This window comes from Micromonospora sp. DT178, from assembly GCF_049841695.1.
GTDB lineage: Bacteria > Actinomycetota > Actinomycetes > Mycobacteriales > Micromonosporaceae > Micromonospora.
This window is the reverse complement of the sequence record NZ_JBNCKV010000013.1, coordinates 128,118-153,979: the sequence shown is the minus strand read 5'-3', so window position 1 is coordinate 153,979 and position 25,862 is coordinate 128,118. Positions and strand designations below refer to the sequence as shown.

Below are 25,862 nucleotides of genomic sequence, written 5' to 3'. Positions count from 1 at the left end.
GGTCACACCCGGCTCCACCGCTGGTTGGCGCCGCCGTGGCAGGACCAGAGGATGACGGCGGTGCCGTTGGCGGTGCCGCCGTTGTCGACGTCCAGGCACAGGGACGGGAAGCGGACGTTGCCGACCGTGCCGTTGCCGTGGAACGTCCACTGCTGGTTCGTGCCGCCGTTGCAGTCCCAGATCTGCACCCGCGTGCCGTTGGCGGCCGTCGTCGGGACGTCCAGGCACTTGCCGAGGACGCGCAGCGTCTGGCCGCTGCGGGTGAACTGCTGGTTGGCGTTGCCGTGACAGTCCCAGACCAGCGTGCGGGTGCCGTTGGCGGTGTTGGCGTCGTCGACGTCGAGGCAGCGCCCTGCTGACTCGCTGCGCAGCCGGAACGTGGTCGGGGGCGGCGGGTCGGTGGTGCCGCCACCGCTGACCCGGTACACCACCGTGCCGTGCGCGGGAACGCTCGCGGAGATCGTCCCGGTGGTGGTGGAGGTGGTGTCGCTCCACGCGTCGCGCAGGGTGAACGAGGTGCCGGTCTTGCCGACCGCCGCCGTCGTGGTGGACACCGTCGTGGTGGAGCTGCCCTGGTTGAACAGGGCGACCGCGACGTCACCGTCGGCCAGCCGCTTCGCCAGGACCCGCCGGGTGCCGTCGTCGGACACCTGGACCGCCTGGAGTCCGAGCGGGTCCTGGTTGACCGCGACCAGGTTCTGGTTCCGCAGGATGGCCAGTGTGGCCGCACCGGCCGAGCGCAGGTCGTTGCCCATCATGAGCGGCGCCGCCATGATCGACCAGAGCGCGAAGTGGCTGCGCATCTCGGTGTCGGTCATGCCGCCGTTGCCGACCTCCAGCATGTCCGGGTCGTTGAAGCCGCCCGGTGCGGCGTACCCGGCCAGCGGCACGGTGACGTCGACGATGTTCTGGACCCCCATCGGGTAGCCGTTGCTCTGGCCGGTGTTCCACGCGTTCGTGATGTCCTCGGTGGTCCGCCAGAGGTTCGCCACGTCGCTCCAGTCGCGCTGCGGCCCGGTCTTCTCGTGGATGCTGTTCGGGTTGATGCTGTAGACGATCGGTCGGCCGGTGGCGGCCAGTGCGTCGCGCATGATGCCGAACCGGGCGACCTGGTCGTTGATGGTCCCGGTCGGCGAGCACCAGTCGTACTTCAGGTAGTCCACGCCCCAGGCGGCGAACTGCCGGGCGTCCTGGTACTCGTGGCCGAGGCTGCCGGTGGAGCCGGGGAAGGCGTCGAAGTACTGGGCACAGGTCTGCTCCAGCGGCGCCTGGTAGATGCCGAACAGCAGGCCCCGCGAGTGCAGGTGGTCGCCGAGCGCCTTCATCCCGCTGGGGAAGCGTTGTGGATGCGCCCGGAGGTTGCCCTGCGCGTCGCGGTTCGGGTCGAACCAGCAGTCGTCGACGACGACGTACCTGTATCCCAGGTCGCGCAGCCCGTTGGCGACGATGGCGTCGGCCGTCTGGCGGATGAGCGTCTCGTTGATGTCGCAGCCGAACGTGTTCCAGGTGTTCCAGCCCATCGGCGGCGTCCGGGCGACGCCGTTGTCCAGCGCCTGCGCCGGACGGGGTGTGACGACCCCGTCGGCAAGGGTCGTCGCGAGGGCCACCGCCAGGACGCCCAGGGCAGCCGTCAACCTTCGCTTCGGCGTACGCACGTGTCTCCTCCTCGGTCGGCGGATCGAGCGGCGCCGGGATGCGTCGGAGAGAGGGCGGCCCGCGCGGCCGGGCCCTGCCCACGCCGGCGCTGACGACGCGAGTGCGGCGGTCGGTTCCTGCGCGGTGGCTGCCGGGCGACGACGCGCCGATGGCGCATATGTTATCGCTGACATCGGTTTGTGTAAATGCCATGGGGCCGGCCGCCCTCGACCGGTCGACGGCTCGGTGCGGCGCCCGGTCCGCTGTCGCTCGCCAGCGAGGTCAGGCGCGTCGCCGGCGCGTGACGGCTGGCGGGAGGCCCGTGGCGCGGGGAACGAGCGTTCCGCCGATCTTCCCCGTTACGGAGCCGTTGCGCGGAGATATCTTGACGATATTGGATGTGAGCGTTAACACTAGGCCCGTCGTCGTGCGGAGGTGGGCATGAGCAGTGTGGACGGTGGCGGGGACCGGTACGTGGTCGGAGTCGACTACGGCACCCTCTCCGGGCGGGCCCTGGTGGTCAGGGTTCGCGACGGTGCGGAGGTCGGGGGCGCGGTGCACGAGTACCGCCACGGCGTCATCGAGTCCGCGCTCCCCGGCGGCGGCCCCGCGCTGCCCCCGGACTGGGCCCTGCAGGACCCGGAGGACTACCGCGACGTCCTGCGCCACGCCGTCCCCGCCGCCGTGGCCGACGCCGGGGTGGATCCGTCCCTGGTCATCGGGATCGGCACCGACTTCACCGCCTGCACCGTCCTGCCGGCGCTCGCCGACGGCACCCCGCTGTGCGAGATCCCGGAGCTGCGCCACCGGCCGCACGCCTGGGTGAAGCTGTGGAAGCACCACGCCGCCCAGTCGCACGCCGACCGGATCAACGCGCTGGCCCACGAGCGGGGCGAGCCCTGGCTCGGCCGCTACGGAGGGAAGATCTCCGCCGAGTGGCAGTTCGCGAAGGCGCTGCAGATCCTGGAGGAGGACCCGGAGATCTACCGGCGCGCCGAGCGTTTCATCGAGGCGGCCGACTGGATCGTCTGGCAGCTCACCGGCGAGGAGACCCGCAACGTCTGCACCGCGGGCTACAAGGGCATCCGGCAGGACGGTCGGTACCCGTCGGCGGACTACCTCGGCGCGCTCAACCCGGGCCTGGCCGACTTCGTGACCAAGCTGGACGGTCCGCTGCTGCCCCTGGGCGACCGGGCCGGCAGCCTCAGTGCCCGCGCCGCCGCCTGGACCGGGCTGCCGGCGGGCATCGCCGTCGCGGTCGGCAACGTCGACGCGCACGTCACCGCCGCCGCCGCCCGGGCACTGGAGCCCGGCCGGCTGGTGGCCATCATGGGCACGTCCACCTGCCACGTCCTCAACGGCACCCACCCGGCCGACGTGCCGGGCATGTGTGGCGTCGTCGACGGCGGCATCAGCGCCGGCGCCTGGGGCTACGAGGCCGGCCAGAGCGGTGTGGGCGACATCTTCGGCTGGTTCGTCAGGCACGCCGCCCCCGCCGGGACGGACTCGCACGAGCGGCTGACCGAGTTGGCCGCCGCCCAGCCGGTCGGCGCCCACGGCCTGGTGGCGCTGGACTGGTGGAACGGCAACCGTTCGCTTCTGGTCAACCACGACCTCAGCGGGCTGATCGTCGGGCTGACGCTGGCCACCCGGCCGCAGGACGTCTACCGGGCGCTGTTGGAGTCCACGGCGTTCGGGACCCGGATGATCGTCGAGGCCTTCGTCTCGGCCGGGGTGCCGGTGACCGACCTCGTCGCCGCCGGTGGTCTCACCTCGAACCGGCTGCTGATGCAGATCTACGCCGATGTCATGAACCGCCCGCTGAGCGTCATCGGCTCCGCCCAGGGCCCGGCACTGGGATCGGCGATCCACGCGGCCGTCGCCGCCGGGGCGTATCCCACGGTCCGCGAGGCGTCGGCGGCGATGGGCCGGGTCGACGAGGGCGTCTACCAGCCGGACCCGCACAACGTGCGGGTGTACGACGCCCTCTACGCCGAGTACCGCGCGCTGCACGACCACTTCGGCCGCGGCGCCGACGACGTGATGCTCCGCCTGCGGGCGATCCGGAACGCGGCCGTCGACGCGGCCGTGGCGCAGCCCGACTCGGTTCTGGAGGTGGTCGGATGAACAGCGAGGTGGCCCGGCAGGTGGGCGCGCTGCGGGAGACCGTGGCCCGCCTGCACGGTGAGCTGACCCGCTACCAGTTGGTGGCGTGGACCTCCGGCAACGTCTCGGCGCGGGTTCCCGGTCAGGACCTCCTGGTGATCAAGCCCAGCGGCGTCGACTACGACGACCTGGCGGCGGACACCATGGTCGTCTGCGACCTGAACGGGACCGTCGTCGACGGAGGCGGGGCCCCGTCCAGCGACACCGCGGCGCACGCCTACGTCTACCGCGCCATGCCGGAGGTCGGCGGCGTCGTGCACACGCACAGCAGTTACGCCACCGCCTGGGCGGCCCGGGGCGAGGCGATCCCGTGCTGGTTGACCGCCCAGGCCGACGAGTTCGGCGGGGAGATCCCGGTGGGGCCGTTCGCGCTGATCGGCGGGGACGACATCGGCAAGGGGATCGTCAGCACCCTCTCCGGGCACCGCTCACCCGCGGTGCTCATGCGCAACCACGGGGTCTTCACGATCGGCAGGGACGCCCGGGCGGCGGTGAAGGCCGCGGTGATGTGCGAGGACGTCGCCCGCACCGCCCACCTGGCGCGCGCGGTCGGGCACCCGCTGCGGATCGCCCAGCCCGACATCGACTCGCTGCACGACCGGTACCAGAACGCCTACGGCCAACGGCCGGTCACCGGCTGACGAACCTCCTGACGACACCACCCCTCCCGCACCGCACACGCCACCACACCCGGACGCGCGCCCGCAGGCCAGTGTCCGGCCCACCATCCCGAGGAGAACCGATGAGAACCAGGAGAACGGCACGCACCGTCATCGCGGTCGTCGCCACCGTGCTGCTCGCGGGCAGCGCGACGGCCTGCGGCAACAGCGACACCGGCGCCGGCGGCGACAGCGGCGGCGGTGACAAGGTCGTACTGGGCTTCTCCCAGGTCGGCGCGGAGAGCGGCTGGCGGACGGCGAACACCACCTCGATCAAGGAGGCCGCCGCCGCGGCGGGCATCGAGCTCAAGTTCGACGACGCGCAGCAGAAGCAGGAGAACCAGATCAAGGCGATCCGGAACTTCATCCAGCAGAAGGTCGACGTCATCGCCTTCTCGCCGGTCGTCGAGTCCGGCTGGGACACCGTCCTGAAGGAGGCGAAGGACGCCGGCATCCCGGTCATCCTGACCGACCGGTCCGTCGACTCGGCCGACAAGTCGCTCTACAAGACCTTCCTCGGCTCGGACTTCGTCAAGGAGGGCCGCCTGGCCGGTGAGTGGCTGGTGGAGCAGACCAAGGGCGCCAGCGGCCCGGTGAACATCGTCGAGTTGCAGGGCACCACCGGCTCGGCGCCGGCCAACGACCGCAAGGAAGGCTTCGCCAAGGCGATCGCCGCCAACCCGAACCTGAAGATCGTCGCCTCCCAGTCGGGTGACTTCAAGCGGGCCGACGGCAAGCAGGTGATGGAGCAGTTCCTCAAGGCGAACCCCGACATCGACGTGCTCTTCGCGCACAACGACGACATGGGACTGGGCGCGCTGGAGGCGATCACCGCCGCCGGCAAGACGCCCGGCAAGGACATCCTCATCATCACCATCGACGCGGTGAAGGACGGCATGCAGGCCCTCGCCGACGGCAGGTTCAACTTCATCGCGGAGTGCAGCCCGCTGCTCGGCCCGCAGCTGATGGACCTGGCGAAGAAGGTCCACGCCGGCGAGGAGGTGCCGGTCCGGATCGAGACCGAGGAGACCACCTTCACGCAGGAGCAGGCCAAGGCCGCCTTGCCCGACCGCAAGTACTGATCGACGCCGGGGTCGCCGTCCGGGCACGGCGACCCCGACCAGTCGCTCGCTCCTGTCCTGCCGACACCATCCAGAAGAGGTCCGATGGGATGACGGATAGCCGTCCGGTCCTGACCATGACCGGGATCAGCAAGACCTTTCCCGGGGTACGCGCGCTGCACGATGTCGACTTCCGGCTGTTCCCCGGCGAGGTCCACGCTCTGATGGGCGAGAACGGCGCCGGCAAGTCGACCCTGATCAAGGTGTTGACCGGCGTCCACGGCATCGACGACGGCACCGTCACCCTCGACGGCGAGCAGGTCGCGTTCCGCGGCCCGATGCAGGCGGCCGCCTCCGGCGTCAGCACCGTCTACCAGGAGGTCAACCTCTGCACCAACCTGTCCGTGGCGGAGAACATCTTCATCGGCCGGGAGCCGCGCCGCCTCGGTGCCATCCGGTGGGGTGAGGTGCGCAGGCGGGCGCGGGAACTCCTGGCCCGGCTGGACCTCGACATCGACGTCACCGCACAACTGGGAACGTACTCGCTGGCGGTGCAGCAGATGGTCGCCATCGCCCGGGCCATCGACGTACGGGCCCGGGTGCTGATCCTCGACGAGCCGACGTCCAGCCTGGACGCCGGCGAGGTCGCGCAGTTGTTCCGGATCATGCGGCAGCTGCGTGACGAGGGCATGGCGATCCTCTTCGTCACCCACTTCCTCGACCAGGTGTACGGCATCGCCGACCGCATCACGGTGCTGCGCAACGGCACGCTCGTGGGGGAGTACCGGACCGGGGAACTGCCCCAGTTCAGCCTCGTCGAGAAGATGATCGGCAAGGAGCTCGACGTGCTGGAGCGCCTCGACGAGCAGCAGCGCCGGGCGGCCGTCGTCCGGTCCGACGAGCCCCCGTTGGTGGAGGCGTCGGGCCTCGGCCGCCGGGGCGCGGTCGCTCCGTTCGACCTGCGGATCCACGCCGGCGAGGTGGTCGGGCTCGCCGGCCTGCTCGGCTCCGGGCGCACCGAGGTGGCGCGGTTGCTGTTCGGCGCCGACCGGGCCGACCACGGCAGGGTCGTCGTCGACGGCGGCGCGACGACGTTGCGCAATCCCGTCCAGGCCATCGACCGCGGCGTCGGGTTCTGCTCGGAGAACCGCCGCGCGGAGGGCATCGTGCCCGAGCTGTCGGTGCGGGAGAACATGATCCTCGCGATGCAGGCCGCGCGCGGCTGGCTGCGACCGGTTCCCCGCCGACGCCAGGACGAGCTGGTTGAGAGGTACGTCAAGGCGCTCAGCATCCGGCCGGCGAACCCGGACCTGCCCGTGCGTAACCTCTCCGGTGGCAACCAGCAGAAGGTGCTCCTGGCGCGCTGGCTCATCACCGAGCCGCGCCTGCTGATCCTCGACGAGCCCACGCGCGGGATCGACATCGGCGCGAAGGCCGAGATCCAGAAGCTGGTGGTGCAGCTCTCCGACGGCGGTATGGCGGTGCTGTTCATCTCCGCCGAGTTGGAGGAGGTGCTGCGGCTGAGCCACCGCGTCGCCGTGATGCGTGACCGGGCGATGGTGGCCCACCTCGACAACGACGGCACCCTCGACGCCGACCGCGTCATGCAGACCATCGCGAGTGGCACCGGCGGCGCGGAGGCCCACGGATGAACACCGTCGCCGGCCGCCTCCGGCCGCTGGCCGGCCACCGGCTGTTCTGGCCCGCGCTGGTGCTGGCGGTCATGATCGCCGCCAACACGATCCACCGACCCGGCTTCCTCGCCATCGAGGTCAAGAACGGGCACCTCTACGGCACCCCGGTCGACATCCTCCGGCTGAGCGCCCCGCTGATCCTTGTCGCGCTGGGCATGACCCTGGTGATCGCCACCGGCGGGATCGACCTGTCCGTCGGCTCGCTCTGCGCGACGAGCGGCGCCATCGCCTGTCTCCACATCAGCCAGGCGTCCGACCAGGACAGCCCGTCCACCGTGTTCACCGCGCTGGCGCTGGCCTTCGGCGCCGCGCTTGTGCTCGGCGCCTGGAACGGGGTGCTGGTCGCCGTCATCGGCATCCAGCCCATCATCGCCACGCTGATCCTGATGGTGGCCGGCCGGGGGCTCGCGCAGCTGGTCACCGAGGGGCAGATCATCACGATCAACTCCGGTCCGTACCGCGCGATCGGGCTCGGGCACTTCCTGACCCTCCCGCTGGCCGTCTTCATCGCCCTGGCAGCGGCCCTGCTCATCGCCGCGTTCACCCGTCGCACCGCGCTCGGCCTGATCGTCGAGTCGGTCGGTGGCAACGCCGAGGCGAGCCGGCTGGCCGGCATCCGCTCCAGCCGCGTCATCTTCCTGGTGTACGTGGTCAGCGCCGCCTGCGCCGCGGTCGCCGGGTTCATGATGACCGCCAACGTCTCCAGCGCCGACGGTAACGCCGCCGGCCTCTGGGTGGAGCTCGACGCGATCCTCGCGGTGGTCATCGGCGGCACGTCCCTCGCCGGCGGCCGGTTCTCCCTCGGCGGCACCATCCTCGGCGCGCTGATCATCCAGACCCTCACCACCACGGTCTACGCGATGAACATCTCGCCACAGACGTCGCTGCTGTTCAAGGCGGTCGTGGTCATCGCCGTCTGCCTCATCCAGTCGCCGGCGTTCCGGGCCAGGTTCAGCCGCCGCCGGGGCGGGGCCACGCCCGGGCCGACGGTGCCACGGCGGGAGAAGGCGCAGGTGCCGTCATGAGCAGTACGTCTCTGACCACCGCCCGTGGCCGGCGTCCCCGCGTGCCCCGACGGCACGTCCCGGTCCTGGCCACCCTCGCCCTGCTGCTGGTCATGTACGGCGTCGGCGTGTCCCAGTACCGGGCGTTCTCCAACGCGCAGGTGGTCCTCAACGTCTTCATCGACAACGGCTTCCTGCTGGTCGTCGCGGTCGGCATGACTTTCGTGATCCTCACCGGTGGCATCGACCTGTCGGTCGGCTCCGTCGTCGCGATGACCGCCATGGTGTCGGCGTCACTGCTGCAGAACGGGGTGCCCGCGGCCCTGGTGCTGCCCGTCGCGCTGCTGATCGGCCCGACACTCGGGTTCCTGATGGGCTGCGCCATCCACTTCTTCGAGATCCAGCCGTTCATCGTCACCCTCGCCGGGATGTTCTTCGCCCGCGGCATGTGCACGTTCATCAGCGACGCGTCCATCCCCATCACCGACGGCTTCTGGACGGCGGTCTCCCAGGAGCGCATCGGCGACCCGCGCGGCAACTTCGTGTCGGTCGTCGTGCTGATCGCGTTCGCGGTGGTGCTGGTCGCCGCGTACGTGCTGGCGTACACCCGCTTCGGCCGCAACGTGTACGCGATCGGCGGCAACCCCCAGTCGGCGCTGTTGATGGGCCTTCCGGTCGGCCGAACCCGGATCGCCGTCTACACGGTCAGCGGGCTCTGCTCGGCCGTCGGCGGCATCCTGCTGTCGTTCTACACGCTCTCCGGCGCACCGCTGATCGCCGTCGGCATGGAGCTGGACGTGATCGCGGCGGTCGTCATCGGCGGCACCGTGCTCACCGGCGGGTCCGGCTACGTGTTCGGCACCGTGCTGGGTGTGCTGGTGCTGGGCGTGATCCAGACCCTGATCACCTTCGACGGGAGCCTGAACTCCTGGTGGACGAGGATCGTGATCGGTGGCCTGCTCTTCGCCTTCATCCTCCTCCAGCGTCTCATCGGCATCCGCCTCAAGTGACCGCCCATCTCGCGGAAGGCAACGCATGGCAACGCACCCGCAACCCGAGGTCTGGTTCCTCACCGGAAGCCAGGGCCTGTACGGCGAGGAGACCCTCCGGCAGGTCGCCGACCAGTCCCGGCAGATCGCCGCGCAGCTCGACGACTCGCCGGGGATCCCGGTCCGGGTGGTCTGGAAGCCGGTCCTGACCTCCAGCGCCGACATCCTCCGGGCCTGCCGGGACGCGGCAGCGCAGGGAGCCGTCGGGGTGATCGCCTGGATGCACACCTTCTCGCCGGCCAAGATGTGGATCGCCGGCCTGGACGCCCTGCGGACGCCGCTGCTGCACCTGCACACCCAGGCCAACGTCCTCCTGCCGTGGGACGAGATCGACATGGACTTCATGAACCTCAACCAGGCCGCGCACGGCGACCGCGAGTTCGGCTTCATCCAGACCCGGCTCGGCGTGGCCCGCAAGACCGTCGCGGGGCACGTGAGCGACCCGCGGGTGATCGCCCGGGTCGGCGCCTGGGCGCGCGCGGCGCTGGGATACTCGGCGATGCGGTCGCTGCGGCTGGCCCGCTTCGGCGACAACATGCGCGACGTCGCCGTGACCGAGGGCGACAAGGTCGAGGCGGAGCTGCGGTTCGGCGTCTCGGTCAACACCTACGGCGTCAACGACCTCGTGGCGGTCGTCGACCAGGTGGCCGAGGCGCGGGTCGACGAGCTGGTCAAGGAGTACGACGACACGTACCGGGTCGACCAGCGGCTGCGGCCCGGCGGGGCGCGGCACGACGCCCTGCGGTACGCCGCGCGCCTGGAACTGGGCCTGCGCTCGTTCCTCGACGAGGGCGGCTTCCGGGCCTTCACCACGAACTTCGAGGACCTCGGCGGTCTGCGCCAACTGCCCGGCATCGCGGTGCAGCGGCTGATGGCCGACGGTTACGGCTTCGGCGGCGAGGGCGACTGGAAGACCTCCGTCCTGGTCCGCACGCTCAAGGCGATGGCGGTCGGCGTCCCGGGCGGGACCTCGTTCATGGAGGACTACACCTACGACCTCACCCCGGGCGACGAGCTGGTGCTCGGCGCGCACATGCTCGAGGTCTGCCCGACGATCGCCGGCGACACCCCGACCGTGGAGATCCACCCGTTGAGCATCGGTGGCCGGGAGGACCCGGTGCGCCTGGTGTTCAGCGCCGCCGCGGGCCCGGCGGTGGTGCTCGGCATGGCGGACCTGGGGGACCGTTTCCGCCTGGTGGCCAACGAGGTGGACGTGGTGGCGCCGCCGCGCCCGCTGCGGAGGCTGCCGGTGGCCCGGGCCGTCTGGCGGCCCCGCCCGCACCTGGCGGGCTCGGCGGAGGCGTGGATCACCGCCGGCGCGCCCCACCACACCGTGCTGTCGCAGGCCGTGGGGGTCGAGGAGCTGCACGACCTGGCCCAGATGACCCGTACCGAACTGGTGGTCATCGACGCCGGCACCCAGCCTCGCCGCTTCGCCGACGAGATCCGCTGGAACCAGGCGTACTACCGCCTCGCCCGGGGGTTCTGAACCGAATCGGATCGACGAGATCGGTGGTCCCGGTTCCTGTCGTCTCTCGAAGGAGGATCATGGTTGGCATCGGTGGATCCACCCGGGTCGCGTCACGGCGCCGGGGGTCGTTGATCCGGCTCGCCGCCGTCGCGGTGGCGCTGCTGGTGGGCGGCGGGCTCGCCGCGGTGTCTCCGTCGCCGGCGTCGGCGGCGACGGTGGACACGAATGCGTGGTACGTGTTGGTGAACCGCAACAGCGGCAAGGCGTTGGACCTGTACGACAGGGCCACGGGCGACGGTGCGCGGATCACCCAGTGGTCGCGTAACGACGGGAACTGGCAGCAGTGGCAGTTCGTCGACTCCGGTGGCGGCTACTACCGGTTGAGGTCGCGGCATTCGGGCAAGGTGCTCGACGTCTACAACTTCTCCACCGCCAATGGCGCGAGCATCGTGCAGTGGGCCGATCACAACGGAACCAACCAGCAGTTCCGGCTGGCCGATTCGGCGGGTGGGTACGTGCGGTTGGTCAACCGGAACTCGAACAGGGCGATGGAGGTGCAGAACGCCTCGACCGCCGACGGTGGCAACGTCGTGCAGTACGACGACTTCAACGGCAGCCACCAGCAGTGGCAGCTGGTCCGCGTCGGCGACGGCGGAAACCCCGGCGGCACCTTCACCAACCCGGTCGTCTGGCAGGACTTCGCCGACGTCGACATCGTCCGGGTCGGCGACGTCTACTACATGTCCGCCTCCACCATGCACTACTCGCCCGGCGCCCCCGTCCTGCGGTCGTGGGACCTGGTGAACTGGGAGTTCGCCGGGCACTCGGTGCCCCGGCTGGACTTCGGCGCGAAGTACGACATGGCCAACGGCAGCCACGGGTACGTGGACGGCATCTGGGCCTCCACGCTGAACTACCGGCCGAGCAACCGGACCTTCTACTGGGCCGGCTGCGTCGACTTCGCCCAGACGCACATCTACACCGCGTCCGCCGTCGACGGCACGTGGAGCCGGCACACCACCATCCCCAACTGCTACTACGACGCCGGGATGCTGATCGACGACAACGACACCATGTACGTCGCGTACGGCAACGGCACGATCAGTGTGGCGCAGTTGTCGGCCGACGGGCGCACCCAGGTGCGGGCCCAGCAGGTGTACCAGACGCCGTCGAACATCGGCACGCTGGAGGGAGCGCGCTTCTACAAGCGCAACGGCGCGTACTACATCTGGCTCACCCGCCCCGCGAACGGCCAGTACGTGCTGAAGTCGACGAGCGGCCCGTTCGGCCCGTACGAGCAGCGGCAGGTGCTGCTCGACATGGCGGGCCCGATCTCCGGCGGTGGCGTGCCGCACCAGGGCGGGCTCGTGCAGACCCAGCACGGCGCCTGGTACTACATGGCGTTCACCGACGCCTACCCGGGTGGTCGGATGCCGACGCTGGCCCCCATCACCTGGACCGGCGACGGCTGGCCGCAGGTGCAGACGGTGAACGGCTCCTGGGGCGTCAACTACCCCAACCCGTTGCCGCCGCGTCCGGTCAAGCCGCTCACCGGGACCGACACCTTCCCCGGCACCGCCCTCGGCGTCCAGTACGAGTGGAACCACAATCCGGACGACAGCCGGTGGTCGGTGGACAACGGGCTTCGTCTGCAGACCGCGTCGGTGACCGACGACCTCTACCGCGCGCGCAACACGCTGACCCACCGGATCCAGGGTCCGACCTCGACGGGCACCATCGAACTGGACTACTCCGCCATGCGCGACGGCGACCGGGCCGGACTGGCGATGCTGCGTGACACCTCGGCGTGGATCGGCGTCAAGCGGGACAACGGGGCCGCCCGCGTGGTCATGACCAACGGCCTGACCATGGGCAGCGACAACTGGAACACCACCGGCAAGGGAACGGAGACAGCCGGCGCCCCGGTTTCCGGCGGGCGGATCTGGTTGCGGGCCAACGCCGACATCCGGCCCGGCCCGGGTCGCCAGGCCAGGTTCTCGTACAGCACCGACGGGGTCACCTTCGTCCCGCTGGGCAACGCCCTGACCCTCAACAACGCCTGGCAGTTCTTCATGGGATACCGGTTCGGCATCTTCAACTACGCCACGCGGTCCGTTGGCGGCACGGTGACGGTGCGTCAATTCGCCCTGACAACGCCGTGACGTCACCTACCCCCTGGTCCGGTTCGGCGCATTCCCGCAACGCCGCACATCGCCGCTCGCGCCGCGGGCAGTCATGTTCGGCCGCCCCGTCGAATCGCTGGAAAAGGACGCGGTATTCCGCCCCGGCAACTGGCGCTGATCGCGATTGGGCAACCCCGACCATCGGCTCAGCCGCACCAGGGCCGGCGGTACTGCTGGCGTAGACTGTCGGCGTTCCAGCCTCGGCCATCCGGCACGCGCGTCGGCGTGCCGGCGGCGAGGGTGATTTCGTACCACGAAGGCCGCTCCCGTCGTCGTCGGACGTGGCGCAGCCGCCGGACGGGGCGGGCGGGGGGAGGCGAGGTGGCCGTGCGCGGTCCTGCGATGACGGACGTGGCTCGCCTCGCAGGCGTCTCCCACCAGACGGTGTCCCGGGTCCTCAACGGACACCCCAACGTGCGCGAGCAGACCCGGCTGCGGGTCCAGGCGGCCATCGCGGAGCTCGGCTACCGGCCCAACCGCGCGGCCCGGGCGTTGGTCACCGGCCGGTCCCAGGTGATCGGCGTGGTCGCGCAGAACACCACCCTCTACGGTCCGGCCTCGCTGCTGGCCGCCCTGGAGCAGGCGGCCGCCGAGGCGGGGTTCGCGGTCAGCGTCGGCAGCGTGAGCGACCTCGACCACCAGTCCATCTCCGCGGCGGTGGAGCGGCACCTCGCGCACCGGGTTGCCGGCATCGTGGTGATCGCGCCGGTCGAGTCGGCGGGGGAGGCCCTCGAACGGCTCCCCAAGGACGTCCCGTTGGTCACCGTCGACGGCGACCCGCGCCGCCCGGTGCCCCTGGTGACGGTCGACCAGGTCGCCGGGGCCCGAGCCGCCACGCAGCACCTCCTCGACGCCGGGCACCGGACGGTCTGGCATGTCTCCGGGCCGTCGGACTGGTTCGACAGCGCCGGCCGGATCGACGGATGGCGGGAGACGTTGCAGGCGGCGGGCGCGGAGTTGCCGCCGCTGCTGCCGGCGGACTGGTCGGCGGCAGCGGGCTACCGGTGCGGGCAGATGCTGGCCCGGATGCCCGAGGTCACCGCGGTCTTCACCGCCAACGACCATCTGGCGCTCGGTGTGCTGCGGGCGTTGCACGAGCACGGCCGGCGGGTGCCGGACGACATCAGCGTGGTGGGCTTCGACGACGTGCCCGAGGCGGCGTACTTCATTCCGCCGCTGACCACCGTGCGCCCCGACTTCGCCGCGGTCGCCCGGGCGAGCCTGGACCTGCTCCTGACGCAGATGGAGTCCGGCATCGCCGGCCCGCTGCGGCAGACGGTCGCGCCCACCCTGGTCGCCCGCCGCAGCGTCGCCGCCCCGCCGCGGCGCTGACCCGGCCGGCCGTCCCGCCGGTCGCTGGCGGCGCCCCGGATCGGTGGGCGGGAGGCTGCATCGGCATGTGTCTATTGACAGGAGGGCCGCTTCGGGCCGACGCTGAGAGAGCGCTCTCTCAGCCGTCCACCACCTTGAGGAGGACCTTTCGTGAAGCTACGAAGAAGGCTGCTCGCCGCCGTGTCCGCGCTGGTCGCCGCCGTCCCGGTGACCCTCGCCGCAGCCCCCGCCCACGCCGTCGGCCCCGCGCTGCTGCCCGTCACGGTCACCAACAGCACCGGCCGCGGCGAGGCCGTCCACCTGTACGTGATCGGCGTGCAGCTGTCCAGCGGCCGCCTCGGCTACGTCAACCAGGGCGGCACCTTCGTCCCGTGGTCGGGCGGACAGCTCCCGCCGTCGCCCGCGCCGGACGCCTCGATCCCGGGCCCCGGCAACGGCGGCAGCACGACCATCCGGTTCCCGCGCGGGTTCTCCGGCCGCGTCTACTTCTCCTTCGGCGAGAAGCTGAAGTTCTTCCTCACCCCGGACGGACTGGTCCAACCCGCGCCGTGGGCGGCCGGCGACGCCAACCGCGACATCCTGTTCGACTGGAGCGAGTTCACCTACAACGACGCCGGACTGTGGCTCAACAGCTCGCAGGTCGACATGTTCGCGGTGCCGCACGCGGTCACGGTGACCGGTGCCACCGGCGTCACCAAGCGCACCGGTGACGTCGTCGCGGGCGGCCGCAACGCGATCATCGAGGGCGTCCGGTCCCAGCCGGGCTGGGCCAACACGGTCTACACCCGCTCCGACGGGACGGTGTTGCGGGTGCTCGCGCCCGGCAAGGCGGCCGGCGCCGGCCTGTTCAGCGCCACCTACCTGGACTCCTACATCGCGTCGGCCTGGAACGCGTACACGACCAGGACGCTGACCGTGGTGCCGTTCGCCGACCAGCCGAACACCCGCTACTTCGGGCGGACCTCGGGCAACGTCATGACCTTCACCAACAGCGCCGGCCAGCGGGTCGCCTCCTTCAACCGGCCCTCCTCGGCGAGCGTCTGGGGCTGCGACGGCGACCTGCCCGCACCCAACGACCCGGTCGTCGGCCCGATCTCCCGCACGCTCTGCGCCGCGCTGAACCGGGGCACGCTCGGCACCATCGACACCCAGCCCAGCACCAACGCCGCCGAGTTCTACCGCAACAACCCGACGAACCACTACGCCCGCGTCATCCACGCCAACATGACCGACGGCAAGGCGTACGCCTTCGCCTTCGACGACGTCGGCGCGTTCGAGTCCCTGGTCCACGACGGCGACCCCCGCGCGGCCGGGATCGTCCTGAGCCCGTTCGGCGCCACCGGCGGCGGGCCGGGGAACCCCGGCGGCGCGGTGCCCGTGCTGAGCAACTGGAACAACAAGTGCATCGACGTGCCGAACGCGAACTTCGTCGACCGCGCGCAGTTGCAGATGTGGAGCTGCAACGGCACCGACGCCCAGAAGTGGACGTTCACCGGCGACACCGTGCGCAGCCAGAACAACAAGTGCATGGACGTCGACGGCGGCGCGACCGGCAACGGCGCGGTCGTCCAGCTCTACACCTGCAACGGTACGGGCGCGCAGCGGTTCACCCTGACCGCGGCCGGTGACCTGGTCAACGTCCAGGCCGGCAGGTGCGTCGACATCCGGGAGTGGAACAGCGCCGACGGCGCGAAGCTCCAGCTCTGGGACTGCGCGGGCACCGCCAACCAGAAGTGGCGCAAGGGCTGACCCGCTCGGCGGATGGCGGCGACCCCGTCGCCATCCGCCCCGGCCCGGGCCGTCGGGGCGACCGACGTCCGTCGCGTCCGCTGTGCCATCGTGGTCCTGCCATCGGACGTGCCGGGACGCCGGCACCCGGCAGGTGCCGCGCCGGCCGTGGCGTCGACGGGAAGGGGAGCGGCGATGGGGGAGCAACGGTCCGGGCCGCTCAGCGGCATCCTCGTCGCCGACTTCTCGCGGATCCTCGCCGGACCGTACGCGACCATGCTCCTTGCCGACCTGGGCGCCGAGGTGATCAAGGTAGAAGGGCCCGGCGGGGACGACACCCGGACCTGGATGCCGCCCGTGCGCGAGGGCACCTCCACCTACTACCTCGGCGTCAACCGCAACAAGCGGTCGATCGCCCTCGACCTCGCCGACCCCGACGACCTGGACGTCGCCCGGGAACTCGTGCGCCGCGCCGACGTCATGATCCAGAACTTCCGGCCCGGCGGCCTGCGGCGCTTCGGCCTCGACTACGACAGCGTCGCCGCCGTCAACGAGCGGATCGTCTACGCCTCGATCAGCGGGTTCGGCGCCGGCGCCGGCGCCAACCTGCCCGGCTACGACCTCGTGGTCCAGGCCGCGTCCGGCCTGATGAGCCTCACCGGCGAGCCGGACGGCCCGCCCTACAAGGCCGGGGTCGCCGTGTTCGACGTGATCGCGGGCCTGCACGCGGCCGTCGGCATCCTCGCCGCCCTGCACCACCGCGACCGCTGCGGCACCGGCCAGCACGTCGAGGTGGACCTGCTCTCCTCCGCGCTGTCCGGCCTGGTCAACCAGACCAGCGGCCACGTCGCCGGCGGCGCGACGCCGTTCCGGATGGGCAACGGGCACCCGAGCCTGTTCCCGTACGAACCGCTGCCCACCGCCGACGGCGACCTCGTCGTCATCGCCGGCAACGACGGCCAGTTCCGCAAGCTGTGCCAGGTCCTCGGCCTGCCGGAACTGCCCGACGACCCCCGGTTCGGGCGCAACCAGGACCGCACGGTCAACCGGGAGGCCCTGCGGCCCCTCCTGGTTGCGCGACTGGTGCGGCGGACCCGCGACGAGTGGTTCCGGGACCTGCGCGCGGCCGGCGTGCCGTGCGCCCCGATCAACACGGTCGCCGGGGGCGTCGAGCTGGCCCGGGAACTCGGGCTCGACCCGGTGGTCACCACCGGCGGCGTGCCCGGCATCCGCCACCCGATCGGCCTCACCGCCACCCCGGCGCGCTACGACCTGCCGCCGCCCGGGCTCGACGAGCACGGCGACGAGATCCGCAACTGGCTGGCCGGCTGACGCCGCCTCCCGCCACGCCTGCCGTCTCGCCATGCCTGCCGTCTCGCTCTCGCCGCGCCAGCCGGGCGGTGATCCGGCAGGAGGTCGCCGGTGAGCGGCGTCACGCCGGAGCCCGGCCGCGTGAAGAAGGCGTCAAGAAACGCGTCGCCGCCGTCATGATCGCGTGATGACCCCTGTCCCTCGCGGAGCCACGGAGTTTCGATTGCCCGGCACGGCCGGAAGGCGGTCGTGACGAGCGGTTCCGGCAAGAGGAGTCAGCGTGTCCGACGTGGTGTTCGTCCTGGTGACGGTGGGGCTGTTCGCCGCACTCGCCCTCGTGGTGAGGGGCGTGGAGAAGCTGTGAACGTCGTCGATGCCGTCGGCCTGGCGCTGGCGCTGGGCCTGGGTGTGTTCATGGTCGTCGCGTTGCTGTTCCCGGAGCGCTTCTGATGTCCACGACGGCAGCCGGCGCCCTCTTCGTCCTGTCCCTGGTGGGGGCCCTGGTGGCCGTCCACCGGCCGTTCGGCGACCACCTGCACCGGGCGGTCGCCGGGACCCGGCACTCGCGCGTCGAGCGCGGTGTCTACCGCCTGGTCGGGGTCGACCCCGCCGCCGGGCAGACCTGGGGCGTGTACGCCCGCGGCGTACTGGCCTTCTCCGCCGTGTCGATCTTGTTCCTGTACGCCTTCCAGCGCTGGCAGGACCACCTGTGGCTGTCGCTCGGCCGCGACCCGGTCGTCGCCCACGGCGCCTGGAACACGGCGGTGTCGTTTGTGACCAACACGAACTGGCAGTGGTACGCGGGCGAGTCGACGATGGGCCACCTCGTGCAGATGGCCGGCCTGGCGGTGCAGAACTTCGTCTCCGCCGCCGTCGGCATCGCCGTGGCGGTGGCCCTGGTCCGCGGCTTCGCCCGTGCCCGCACCGGTGAGCTGGGCAACTTCTGGGTCGACCTGACCCGGATCACGATGCGGGTCCTGCTGCCCGTCGCGGTCGTCGGGGCGCTGGTGCTGATGGCCGGCGGAGTGGTGCAGAACCTCTCCGGCGGCACCGACGTCGCCACCCTGGCCGGTGGCGCCCAGACCGTCACCGGTGGGCCGGTGGCCAGCCAGGAAGTGATCAAGCAGCTCGGCACCAACGGCGGCGGCTTCTACAACGCCAACAGCGCGCACCCCTTCGAGAACCCGACCCCCTGGACGAACTGGATCGAGATCTTCCTGATCCTGCTGATCCCGTTCAGCCTGCCGCGCGTCTTCGGCCGGATGGTCGGCCAGACCCGGCAGGGCCACGCGATCGTCGCGGTCATGGCCGTCCTCGCGATCGCGAGCGTCACGCTGACCAACGCCTTCGAGCTCGCCGCCGGCGGCACCGTCCCGCAGGCCGTCGGTGCCGCGCTGGAGGGCAAGGAGGTCCGCTTCGACGTGTCGAACTCGGCCACCTTCGCCGCCGCGACGACGCTCACCTCGACCGGGGCGGTGAACTCGTTCCACGACTCGTACACCGCGCTGGGCGGCATGATGACGCTGGGCAACATGATGCTCGGCGAGGTCGCGCCGGGCGGCGTCGGCGCCGGCCTCTACGGGATGCTGGTCCTCGCCCTGATCACGGTGTTCGTGGCCGGGCTCATGGTCGGCCGCAGCCCCGAGTACGTGGGCAAGAGGATCGGCTCCCGCGAGATCCGCCTGGCCTCGCTGTACTTCCTGGTCACCCCGACCCTCGTGCTGGTCGGCACCGCCGCCGCCTTCGCCACCGGCAACCACGTGACCGCGCTGAACGTCGGCCCGCACGGCCTCACCGAGGTGCTCTACGCGTTCACCTCGGCCAGCAACAACAACGGCTCGGCCTTCGCCGGCATCACGGTGAGCACGCCGTGGTGGAACACGGCGCTGGGCCTGTGCATGCTGCTCGGCCGTTTCCTGCCGATCATCTTCGTGCTCGCCCTGGCCGGCTCGCTGGCCCGCCAGCGCCCCGTGCCCGCCTCCGCGGGCACCCTGCCGACCCACCGGCCCCTGTTCGTCGCGATGGTCGCCGGCGTCACGGTGATCCTCGTGGCGCTGACCTTCCTGCCCGCGCTCGCGCTCGGCCCGCTGGCCGAAGGGCTGTGACCCCCATGAGGAAAGAGACCATGACCATCGTCACGCGGGCATCCCAGGCCCGGGCCGAACCGGACATCCCCGCGCTGCGCGGCGGCCGGGGTGGGGGCCTGCTGGACGCGCGGCGGCTGCTGCGGTCCCTGCCCGACGCGCTACGCAAGCTCGACCCCCGCACCCTGTGGCGCAACCCCGTGATGCTGATCGTCGAGATCGGCGCGGCCTGCACCACCGTCCTCGCGCTGGCCGACCCGTCGGCGTTCGCGCTGGCCGTGACGGCCTGGCTCTGGCTGACCGTGCTCTTCGCCAACCTGGCCGAGGCCGTGGCCGAGGGCCGGGGCAAGGCACAGGCGGCCAGCCTGCGCCACGCCCGGGAGGACACCGTCGCCACCCGGCTGCGCGGCTGGACGCCGGGCGCCGCGGCCGACACCTGCCGCGACGAGGCGGTGCCCGCCCCGGACCTCGCGCAGGGCGACATCGTCCTGGTGGAGGCAGGGCAGCTGATCCCGGGCGACGGCGACGTGGTGGAGGGCGTCGCCAGCGTCGACGAGTCGGCCATCACCGGCGAGTCCGCCCCGGTGATCAGGGAATCCGGCGGCGACCGCAGCGCGGTCACCGGCGGCACCCGGGTGCTCTCCGACCGGATCGTCGTGCGGATCACCCAGCGGCCGGGGGAGAGCTTCGTCGACAGGATGATCGCGCTGGTCGAGGGCGCGAACCGGCAGAAGACGCCGAACGAGATCGCGCTGAACGTCCTGCTCGCCGCGCTCACCATCGTCTTCCTGCTGGTGGTGGCCACCCTCCAGCCGATGGCCGTGTTCGCCAAGGGCCACCAGGCGGCGGCCCCCGACAACGGCGCGATCACCGACGCCGGCGTGACCGGCGTGGTCCTGGTGTCGCTGCTGGTCTGCCTCATCCCCACCACCATCGGCGCGCTCCTGTCGGCCATCGGCATCGCCGGCATGGACCGCCTGGTCCAGCGCAACGTCCTGGCCATGAGCGGCCGCGCCGTGGAGGCCGCCGGTGACGTCGACATCCTGCTGCTGGACAAGACCGGCACCATCACCCTCGGCAACCGGCAGGCCGCCGGCTTCCTGCCCGTCGACGGCGTCGACGTCAGCCGGGTCGCCGACGCGGCGCGGCTGGCCAGCCTCGCCGACGAGACCCCCGAGGGTCGCTCGGTCGTCGTACTGGCCAAGGACGGGTTCGGGCTGCGGGAGCGCGAGCCGGGCCCGATCCCGCACGCCACGTTCGTGCCGTTCACCGCGCAGACCCGGATGAGCGGCGTCGACCTCGACGCCGACGACAGCGTGCCCTGGCCGGCCCGGCGGATCCGCAAGGGCGCCGCCTCCGCCGTCACGGCGTGGGTGCGCGAGCACGGCGGGGACCCCACCGCGCAGCTCGGGCGGATCGTCGACGAGATCAGCGGCGCGGGCGGCACGCCGCTCGTGGTCGCCGAGCACGTCGACGGCGAGCCGGCCCGCGCCCTGGGGGTGATCCACCTCAAGGACGTGGTCAAGGCCGGCATGCGGGAGCGGTTCGACGAGATGCGCCGGATGGGCATCCGCACCGTGATGGTCACCGGCGACAACCCGCGTACGGCCGCGGCGATCGCCGCCGAGGCGGGCGTCGACGACTTCCTCGCCGAGGCGACCCCCGAGGACAAGCTCGCCCTGATCAGGCGCGAGCAGCAGGGCGGCCGGCTGGTGGCGATGACCGGGGACGGCACCAACGACGCCCCCGCCCTCGCCCAGGCCGACGTCGGCGTCGCGATGAACACCGGCACGTCGGCCGCGAAGGAGGCCGGCAACATGGTCGATCTCGACTCCGACCCGACCAAGCTGATCGAGATCGTGGCGATCGGCAAGCAGTTGCTGATCACCCGGGGTGCGCTGACGACGTTCTCCATCGCCAACGACGTGGCGAAGTACTTCGCGATCATCCCCGCGATGTTCGCCGGCATCCACCCGGGCCTCGACACGCTGAACGTCATGCGGCTGGCCAGCCCCGAATCGGCCATCCTCGCCGCCGTCGTCTTCAACGCCGTGGTCATCGTCGCCCTGATCCCGCTGGCCCTGCGCGGCGTGCGCTACCGGCCGGCGTCGGCGTCGCGGCTGCTGCGCCGCAACCTGCTGGTCTACGGCCTCGGCGGCATCGTCGTGCCGTTCCTCGGCATCAAGCTCGTCGACATGCTCCTGCAACTCGTCCCGGGGGTCTCCTGATGCGCCTGCCCACCTGGCTCTCCGCACACGTGGCCGCGCTGCGCGCGCTGCTGGTCCTCACGGTGCTGCTCGGCCTGGCGTACCCGCTCGCCCTCGTCGGCGCCGGCCGGCTGCCCGGGCTGCGTGACAGGGCGGACGGGTCCCTGCTCACCGCCGACGGCCGGCCGGTCGGCAGCGCGCTGATCGGTCAGGCGTTCACCGACGCCGACGGCGAGCCCCTGCCCCGCTACTTCCAGTCCCGGCCGTCGGCCGCCGGCGACGGCTACGACCCGACCTCCACCGCGGCGTCCAACCTCGGCCCCGAGAGCGTGGTCGACACGCTCGCCGCGGACCCGCGCGAGTCGAGCCGGAGCCTGCTCAGCCAGGTCTGCGCCCGCAGCCGCGCCGTCGGCGAACTCGAGGGCGTCGACGGCCGGCGTCCCTACTGCACCGCCGACGGCGTGGGAGCGGTGCTGGCGGTGTTCCGCGCGGACGGGCTGACCGGCCCCGTCACCCGGGTCGTCAGCGTCAACCAGAGCGTGCCGGCCACCCCGTTCCTCGCTGCGTACCAGGGGGTGGCCGTGGAGCTGGCCCGGCCCGGCGAGGACCTGGTGGCCGCCGGAGGGCTGATCGTGCCGGTCCGCGGCGACGCCCCGCAGGCCCCCGCCGTGCCCGCCGACGCCGTCACCGCCAGCGGCAGCGGCCTCGACCCGCACATCAGTCCGGCGTACGCCGACATCCAGGTGGCCCGGGTGGCCCGCGAGCGTGGCGCGGACCCGGCGGTGGTCCGGCGCCTCGTCGCCGAGCACACCCGTGGGCGGGCGCTCGGCTTCATGGGCGCCCCCGCCGTCGACGTGCTCGCCCTCAACCTCGCCCTCGACGAGGCGCTGCCCGTCGCGTGAGCGTCGGCGTGGGGCGGGGCCAGCTCGCCCCGCCCCACCCGTGGTCCGTGGTCCGACGGCCGGCCGTGCCGGTGATCAGGGAGGATGTCTGCGTGCCCAGGGGAGAACTGCGCATCTACCTCGGGGCCGCGCCCGGCGTCGGCAAGACGTACGCGATGCTGGAGGAGGCCCGGCGGCGCGCCGGGCGCGGCACCGACGTGGTGGTCGGCCTGGTCGAGACCCACGGCCGCGCCCAGACCGCCGCGATGCTCGGCGACCTGGAGGTGCTGCCGCGTCGGGTGGTGACCCACCGAGGCGCCGCGTTCACCGAGATGGACCTCGACGCGGTGCTGGCCCGTCGGCCCGAGGTCGCCGTGGTCGACGAGTTGGCCCACACCAACGTGCCCGGCTCCCGTCACGAGAAGCGCTGGCAGGATGTCCAGGAACTCCTCGACGCCGGCATCAGCGTCCTGTCGACCGTCAACGTCCAGCACCTCGAATCAGTCAACGACGTCGTCGCGCGCATCACCGGCACCACCCAGCGGGAGACGGTGCCCGACGCGGTGGTCCGCGCCGCCGGTCAGGTCGAGCTGGTCGACATGACCCCGGAGGCGCTGCGCCGCCGGATGGCCCACGGCAACATCTACCCACCCGACCGGATCGACGCGGCCCTCGGCAACTACTTCCGGATCGGCAACCTCACGGCCCTGCGCGAGCTGGCCCTGCTGTGGTTGGCCGACAAGGTCGACGAGCAGCTCGGCGCGTACCGCGCCCAGCAGGGCATCTCCGAGCCCTGGGAGGCCCGCGAGCGGGTGGTGGTGGCGCTCACCGGCGGGCCGGAGGGCGCGACGCTGGTCCGTCGTGCCGCGCGGGTCGCGGCCCGCAGCAAGGGCGCGGACCTGCTCGCCGTGCACGTCGCCCGCAGCGACGGGCTGGCCGGCGCCGACCCGGCGCAGCTCGCCCGGCAGCGTGTCTTGGTGGAGAGCCTCGGCGGCACGTACCACCAGGTGCTCGGCACCGACATCCCGGCGGCGCTGCTCGACTTCGCCCGGGGCGTCAACGCCACCCAGCTGGTGCTCGGCGCGAGCCGGCGCGGGCGGTTCGCGCAGCTCTTCTCCCGCGGCGTCGGGGTGACCACCACTGCGCTGTCCGGGCCGATCGACGTGCATCTGGTCACCCATCCGCAGGTGGGACGGGGGCGGCGCGGCGCGGGCGTGCCGGCCGCGCTGTCGCGACGGCGCCGGCTGCTCGGCTTCGGCCTCGCCGGGCTCGGCATGCCGCTGCTGACCGTGCTGCTGCGGGCGCTGCCGGACCTCAGCCTCACCAACGACATCCTGCTCTTCCTCACCGGCGTCGTCGGGGTCGCGCTGGTCGGCGGGCTGTGGCCGGCGCTGGTCGCCGCGCTCGGCGGCTCCCTGCTGCTCAACTGGTTCTTCACGCCCCCGTTCCGGACGCTGACCATCGCCGAGGCCGACAACCTGCTCGCCCTGGGCGTCTTCGTCGCCGTCGCCGTCGCCGTCAGCGGGGTCGTCGACGTCGCGGCGCGGCGCACCAGGGAGGCCGCGCGTGCCTCCGCCGACGCGCAGACCCTGGCCACGGTGGCCGGTGGCGTCCTGCGCGGCGAGCGGCCGCTGCCCGCGCTGCTCGACCGGCTGCGCGAGACGTTCGGGCTGCGCGCGGTCAGCGTCCTCGAGCTCGTGGCCGACGCCGGGGGTCGGCCGGGGCGGGCCAGCGAGGACGAGGCGTGGCGGATCGTGGCCAGCGTCGGCGAGGATCCGGCGGGCAACCCGGGCGCGGGTGAGACGGCCGTGCCGGTGGACGACCGCCTCACGGTGGTGCTCTCGGGCCGGCGGCTGGAGGCGGCGGACCGGCGCGTGGTGGAGGCGTTCGCCGCCCAGGCCGCCGTCGCGCTGCGGCAGGAACGCCTCGCCGAGGAGGCGGCCAGCGCCCGGCCGCTCGCCGAGGCCGACCGGATGCGTACGGCGCTGCTCGCCGCGGTCAGCCACGACCTGCGTACGCCGCTGGCCTCGGCGAAGGCCGCGGTGAGCAGCCTGCGCAGCCCCGACGTCGAGTTCGACGCGGCCGACCGCGAGGAGCTGCTGGCCACCGCCGACGAGTCCCTGGACCGGCTCGGCCGGCTCGTGGCGAACCTGCTGGACATGAGCCGCCTACAGGCCGGTGTCCTCGGCGTGACCCGCGTGCCGCTCGGGTTGGAGGACGTCGTGCCCCGGGCCCTGGACGAACTGGGTCCGGCGGCCGCCGACGTCAGCACCGACATCCCCGCCGACCTGCCCGCCGCCACCGCCGACCCGGGGCTGCTGGAACGGGTGCTGGTCAACATCGTCGCCAACGCGCTGCGGCACAGCCCGCCCGGGCGGCCCCCGGCCATCACCGCCAGCGCCCACGCCGGGCAGGTGGAGTTGCGGGTCGTCGACACCGGCCCCGGCATCCCCGAGGACCAGTGGGAGCACGTCTTCCTGCCGTTCCAGCGCCTCGGCGACCGGGACAACGCCACCGGCGTCGGTCTCGGCCTGGCCCTGTCCCGTGGTCTCGCCGAGGCCATGGGTGGCAGCATCACCCCCGAGACCACGCCCGGGGGCGGTCTCACCATGGTGCTGCGGTTGCCCGCCGCCACCCCGAGCGTCGCGGAGGGGCAGCAGGAATGACCCGCATCCTGGTCGTCGACGACGAGCCGCAGATCGTCCGCGCCCTGCGGATCAACCTGCGGGTCCGGGGCTACGACGTGCAGGCGGTCGCGACCGGCACGGCGGCGCTCAAGGCCGCCGCCAGCGACCCGCCCGACCTGGTGGTGCTCGACCTCGGCCTGCCCGACATCGACGGGGTCGAGGTCATCCGGGGCCTGCGGGGCTGGACGCACGTGCCGATCATCGTGCTCTCCGGCCGGGCCGGCAGCCAGGACAAGGTCGCGGCCCTGGACGCCGGTGCCGACGACTACGTCACCAAGCCCTTCGGCATCGACGAGCTGCTCGCCCGCATCCGTGCCGTGACCCGGCGCCTGCACGCCAGCGCCGACGCGGCCACCGCCACGCTGCGGGTCGGCCGGCACACCGTCGACCTCGCCGCCCGTACGGTCACCCGCGACGACGGCGCCGACGTCAGGCTCACCCCCACCCAGTGGGGGGTGCTCGAACTGCTGCTGCGGCACCCGGGCAAGCTCGTCAGCCAGCGCCAGCTCCTGCACGACGTCTGGGGGCCGGAGTACCAGGACGAGACCAACTACCTGCGCCAGTACCTGGCCCAACTGCGCCGCAAGCTGGAGGACGATCCGGCCCGCCCGCGCCACCTGATCACCGAGCCCGGCATGGGCTACCGGTTTCGGCCCTGAGCGCGGTCCGGGCACCCGGCCGCGCGGCCCGCCTCCCTGCCGTGAGGAGGG

Annotated in this window: 18 protein-coding genes; 17 read left to right on the top strand and 1 reads right to left on the bottom strand. The window is 72.2% G+C overall.

What is annotated here, in order from left to right:
- Window positions 1-2 precede the first annotated feature (2 nt).
- The gene (locus tag ACLQ22_RS22815) at window positions 3-1,520 is read right to left on the bottom strand and encodes a glycoside hydrolase family 27 protein (protein WP_425694140.1); all 1,518 of its coding nucleotides are present in this window, start codon (window positions 1,518-1,520) and stop codon (window positions 3-5) included.
- A gap of 556 nt (window positions 1,521-2,076) precedes the next feature.
- Here ACLQ22_RS22815 and araB point away from each other — a divergent pair.
- The 17 genes from araB (at window position 2,077) to ACLQ22_RS22730 (ending at window position 25,811) form a co-directional block, all read left to right on the top strand.
- Window positions 2,077-3,762: a ribulokinase gene (araB, locus tag ACLQ22_RS22810; RefSeq protein ID WP_425694109.1), complete on the top strand. Its 1,686-nt coding sequence runs from the start codon at window positions 2,077-2,079 to the stop codon at window positions 3,760-3,762.
- Window positions 3,759-4,442: an L-ribulose-5-phosphate 4-epimerase gene (locus tag ACLQ22_RS22805; protein ID WP_425694108.1), complete on the top strand. Its 684-nt coding sequence runs from the start codon at window positions 3,759-3,761 to the stop codon at window positions 4,440-4,442. Before araB ends, ACLQ22_RS22805 begins: the two co-directional genes overlap by 4 nt.
- A 101-nt stretch (window positions 4,443-4,543) precedes the next feature.
- Complete coding sequence (locus ACLQ22_RS22800) at window positions 4,544-5,542, top strand: ABC transporter substrate-binding protein (protein ID WP_425694107.1); 999 nt, start codon at window positions 4,544-4,546, stop codon at window positions 5,540-5,542.
- Window positions 5,543-5,631: 89 nt separating this feature from the next.
- Entirely contained in the window at window positions 5,632-7,173 is a 1,542-nt protein-coding gene (locus ACLQ22_RS22795; protein WP_425694106.1) for a sugar ABC transporter ATP-binding protein, read from the top strand.
- Entirely contained in the window at window positions 7,170-8,240 is a 1,071-nt protein-coding gene (locus ACLQ22_RS22790) for an ABC transporter permease (RefSeq protein ID WP_425694105.1), read from the top strand. The genes ACLQ22_RS22795 and ACLQ22_RS22790 overlap by 4 nt, the downstream gene beginning before the upstream one ends.
- Window positions 8,237-9,229 carry a galactofuranose ABC transporter, permease protein YjfF gene (gene yjfF / locus ACLQ22_RS22785; protein ID WP_425694104.1) on the top strand — a complete coding sequence of 331 codons (993 nt, stop codon included), beginning with the start codon at window positions 8,237-8,239 and terminating at the stop codon, window positions 9,227-9,229. The genes ACLQ22_RS22790 and yjfF overlap by 4 nt, the downstream gene beginning before the upstream one ends.
- Window positions 9,230-9,254: 25 nt before the next feature.
- A complete protein-coding gene (gene araA, locus ACLQ22_RS22780) occupies window positions 9,255-10,757 on the top strand; it encodes an L-arabinose isomerase (RefSeq protein ID WP_425694103.1) in 1,503 nt (500 codons plus the stop codon).
- A 59-nt stretch (window positions 10,758-10,816) separates the two neighbouring features.
- Window positions 10,817-12,901: an RICIN domain-containing protein gene (locus ACLQ22_RS22775; protein ID WP_425694102.1), complete on the top strand. Its 2,085-nt coding sequence runs from the start codon at window positions 10,817-10,819 to the stop codon at window positions 12,899-12,901.
- Window positions 12,902-13,264: 363 nt separating this feature from the next.
- Entirely contained in the window at window positions 13,265-14,254 is a 990-nt protein-coding gene (locus ACLQ22_RS22770; protein WP_425694101.1) for a LacI family DNA-binding transcriptional regulator, read from the top strand.
- A gap of 150 nt (window positions 14,255-14,404) precedes the next feature.
- Window positions 14,405-16,003 carry a glycoside hydrolase family 64 protein gene (locus ACLQ22_RS22765; RefSeq protein ID WP_425694100.1) on the top strand — a complete coding sequence of 533 codons (1,599 nt, stop codon included), beginning with the start codon at window positions 14,405-14,407 and terminating at the stop codon, window positions 16,001-16,003.
- A 174-nt stretch (window positions 16,004-16,177) separates the two neighbouring features.
- Window positions 16,178-17,314 carry a CaiB/BaiF CoA transferase family protein gene (locus ACLQ22_RS22760; RefSeq protein ID WP_425694099.1) on the top strand — a complete coding sequence of 379 codons (1,137 nt, stop codon included), beginning with the start codon at window positions 16,178-16,180 and terminating at the stop codon, window positions 17,312-17,314.
- 339 nt (window positions 17,315-17,653) lie between these two features.
- Window positions 17,654-17,743 carry a K(+)-transporting ATPase subunit F gene (gene kdpF, locus ACLQ22_RS22755; protein ID WP_425694098.1) on the top strand — a complete coding sequence of 30 codons (90 nt, stop codon included), beginning with the start codon at window positions 17,654-17,656 and terminating at the stop codon, window positions 17,741-17,743.
- Window positions 17,743-19,398, top strand: a complete 1,656-nt coding sequence (kdpA, locus tag ACLQ22_RS22750) for a potassium-transporting ATPase subunit KdpA (protein WP_425694097.1) — start codon at window positions 17,743-17,745, stop codon at window positions 19,396-19,398. The genes kdpF and kdpA overlap by 1 nt, the downstream gene beginning before the upstream one ends.
- Before the next feature lie 20 nt (window positions 19,399-19,418).
- Complete coding sequence (gene kdpB / locus ACLQ22_RS22745) at window positions 19,419-21,605, top strand: potassium-transporting ATPase subunit KdpB (protein WP_425694096.1); 2,187 nt, start codon at window positions 19,419-19,421, stop codon at window positions 21,603-21,605.
- The gene (locus ACLQ22_RS22740) at window positions 21,605-22,486 is read left to right on the top strand and encodes a potassium-transporting ATPase subunit C (protein WP_425694095.1); all 882 of its coding nucleotides are present in this window, start codon (window positions 21,605-21,607) and stop codon (window positions 22,484-22,486) included. Before kdpB ends, ACLQ22_RS22740 begins: the two co-directional genes overlap by 1 nt.
- Window positions 22,487-22,578: 92 nt before the next feature.
- Entirely contained in the window at window positions 22,579-25,131 is a 2,553-nt protein-coding gene (locus ACLQ22_RS22735; RefSeq protein ID WP_425694094.1) for a DUF4118 domain-containing protein, read from the top strand.
- Window positions 25,128-25,811, top strand: a complete 684-nt coding sequence (locus tag ACLQ22_RS22730; protein ID WP_425694093.1) for a response regulator — start codon at window positions 25,128-25,130, stop codon at window positions 25,809-25,811. The genes ACLQ22_RS22735 and ACLQ22_RS22730 overlap by 4 nt, the downstream gene beginning before the upstream one ends.
- The last annotated feature ends 51 nt before the right edge of the window (window positions 25,812-25,862 follow it).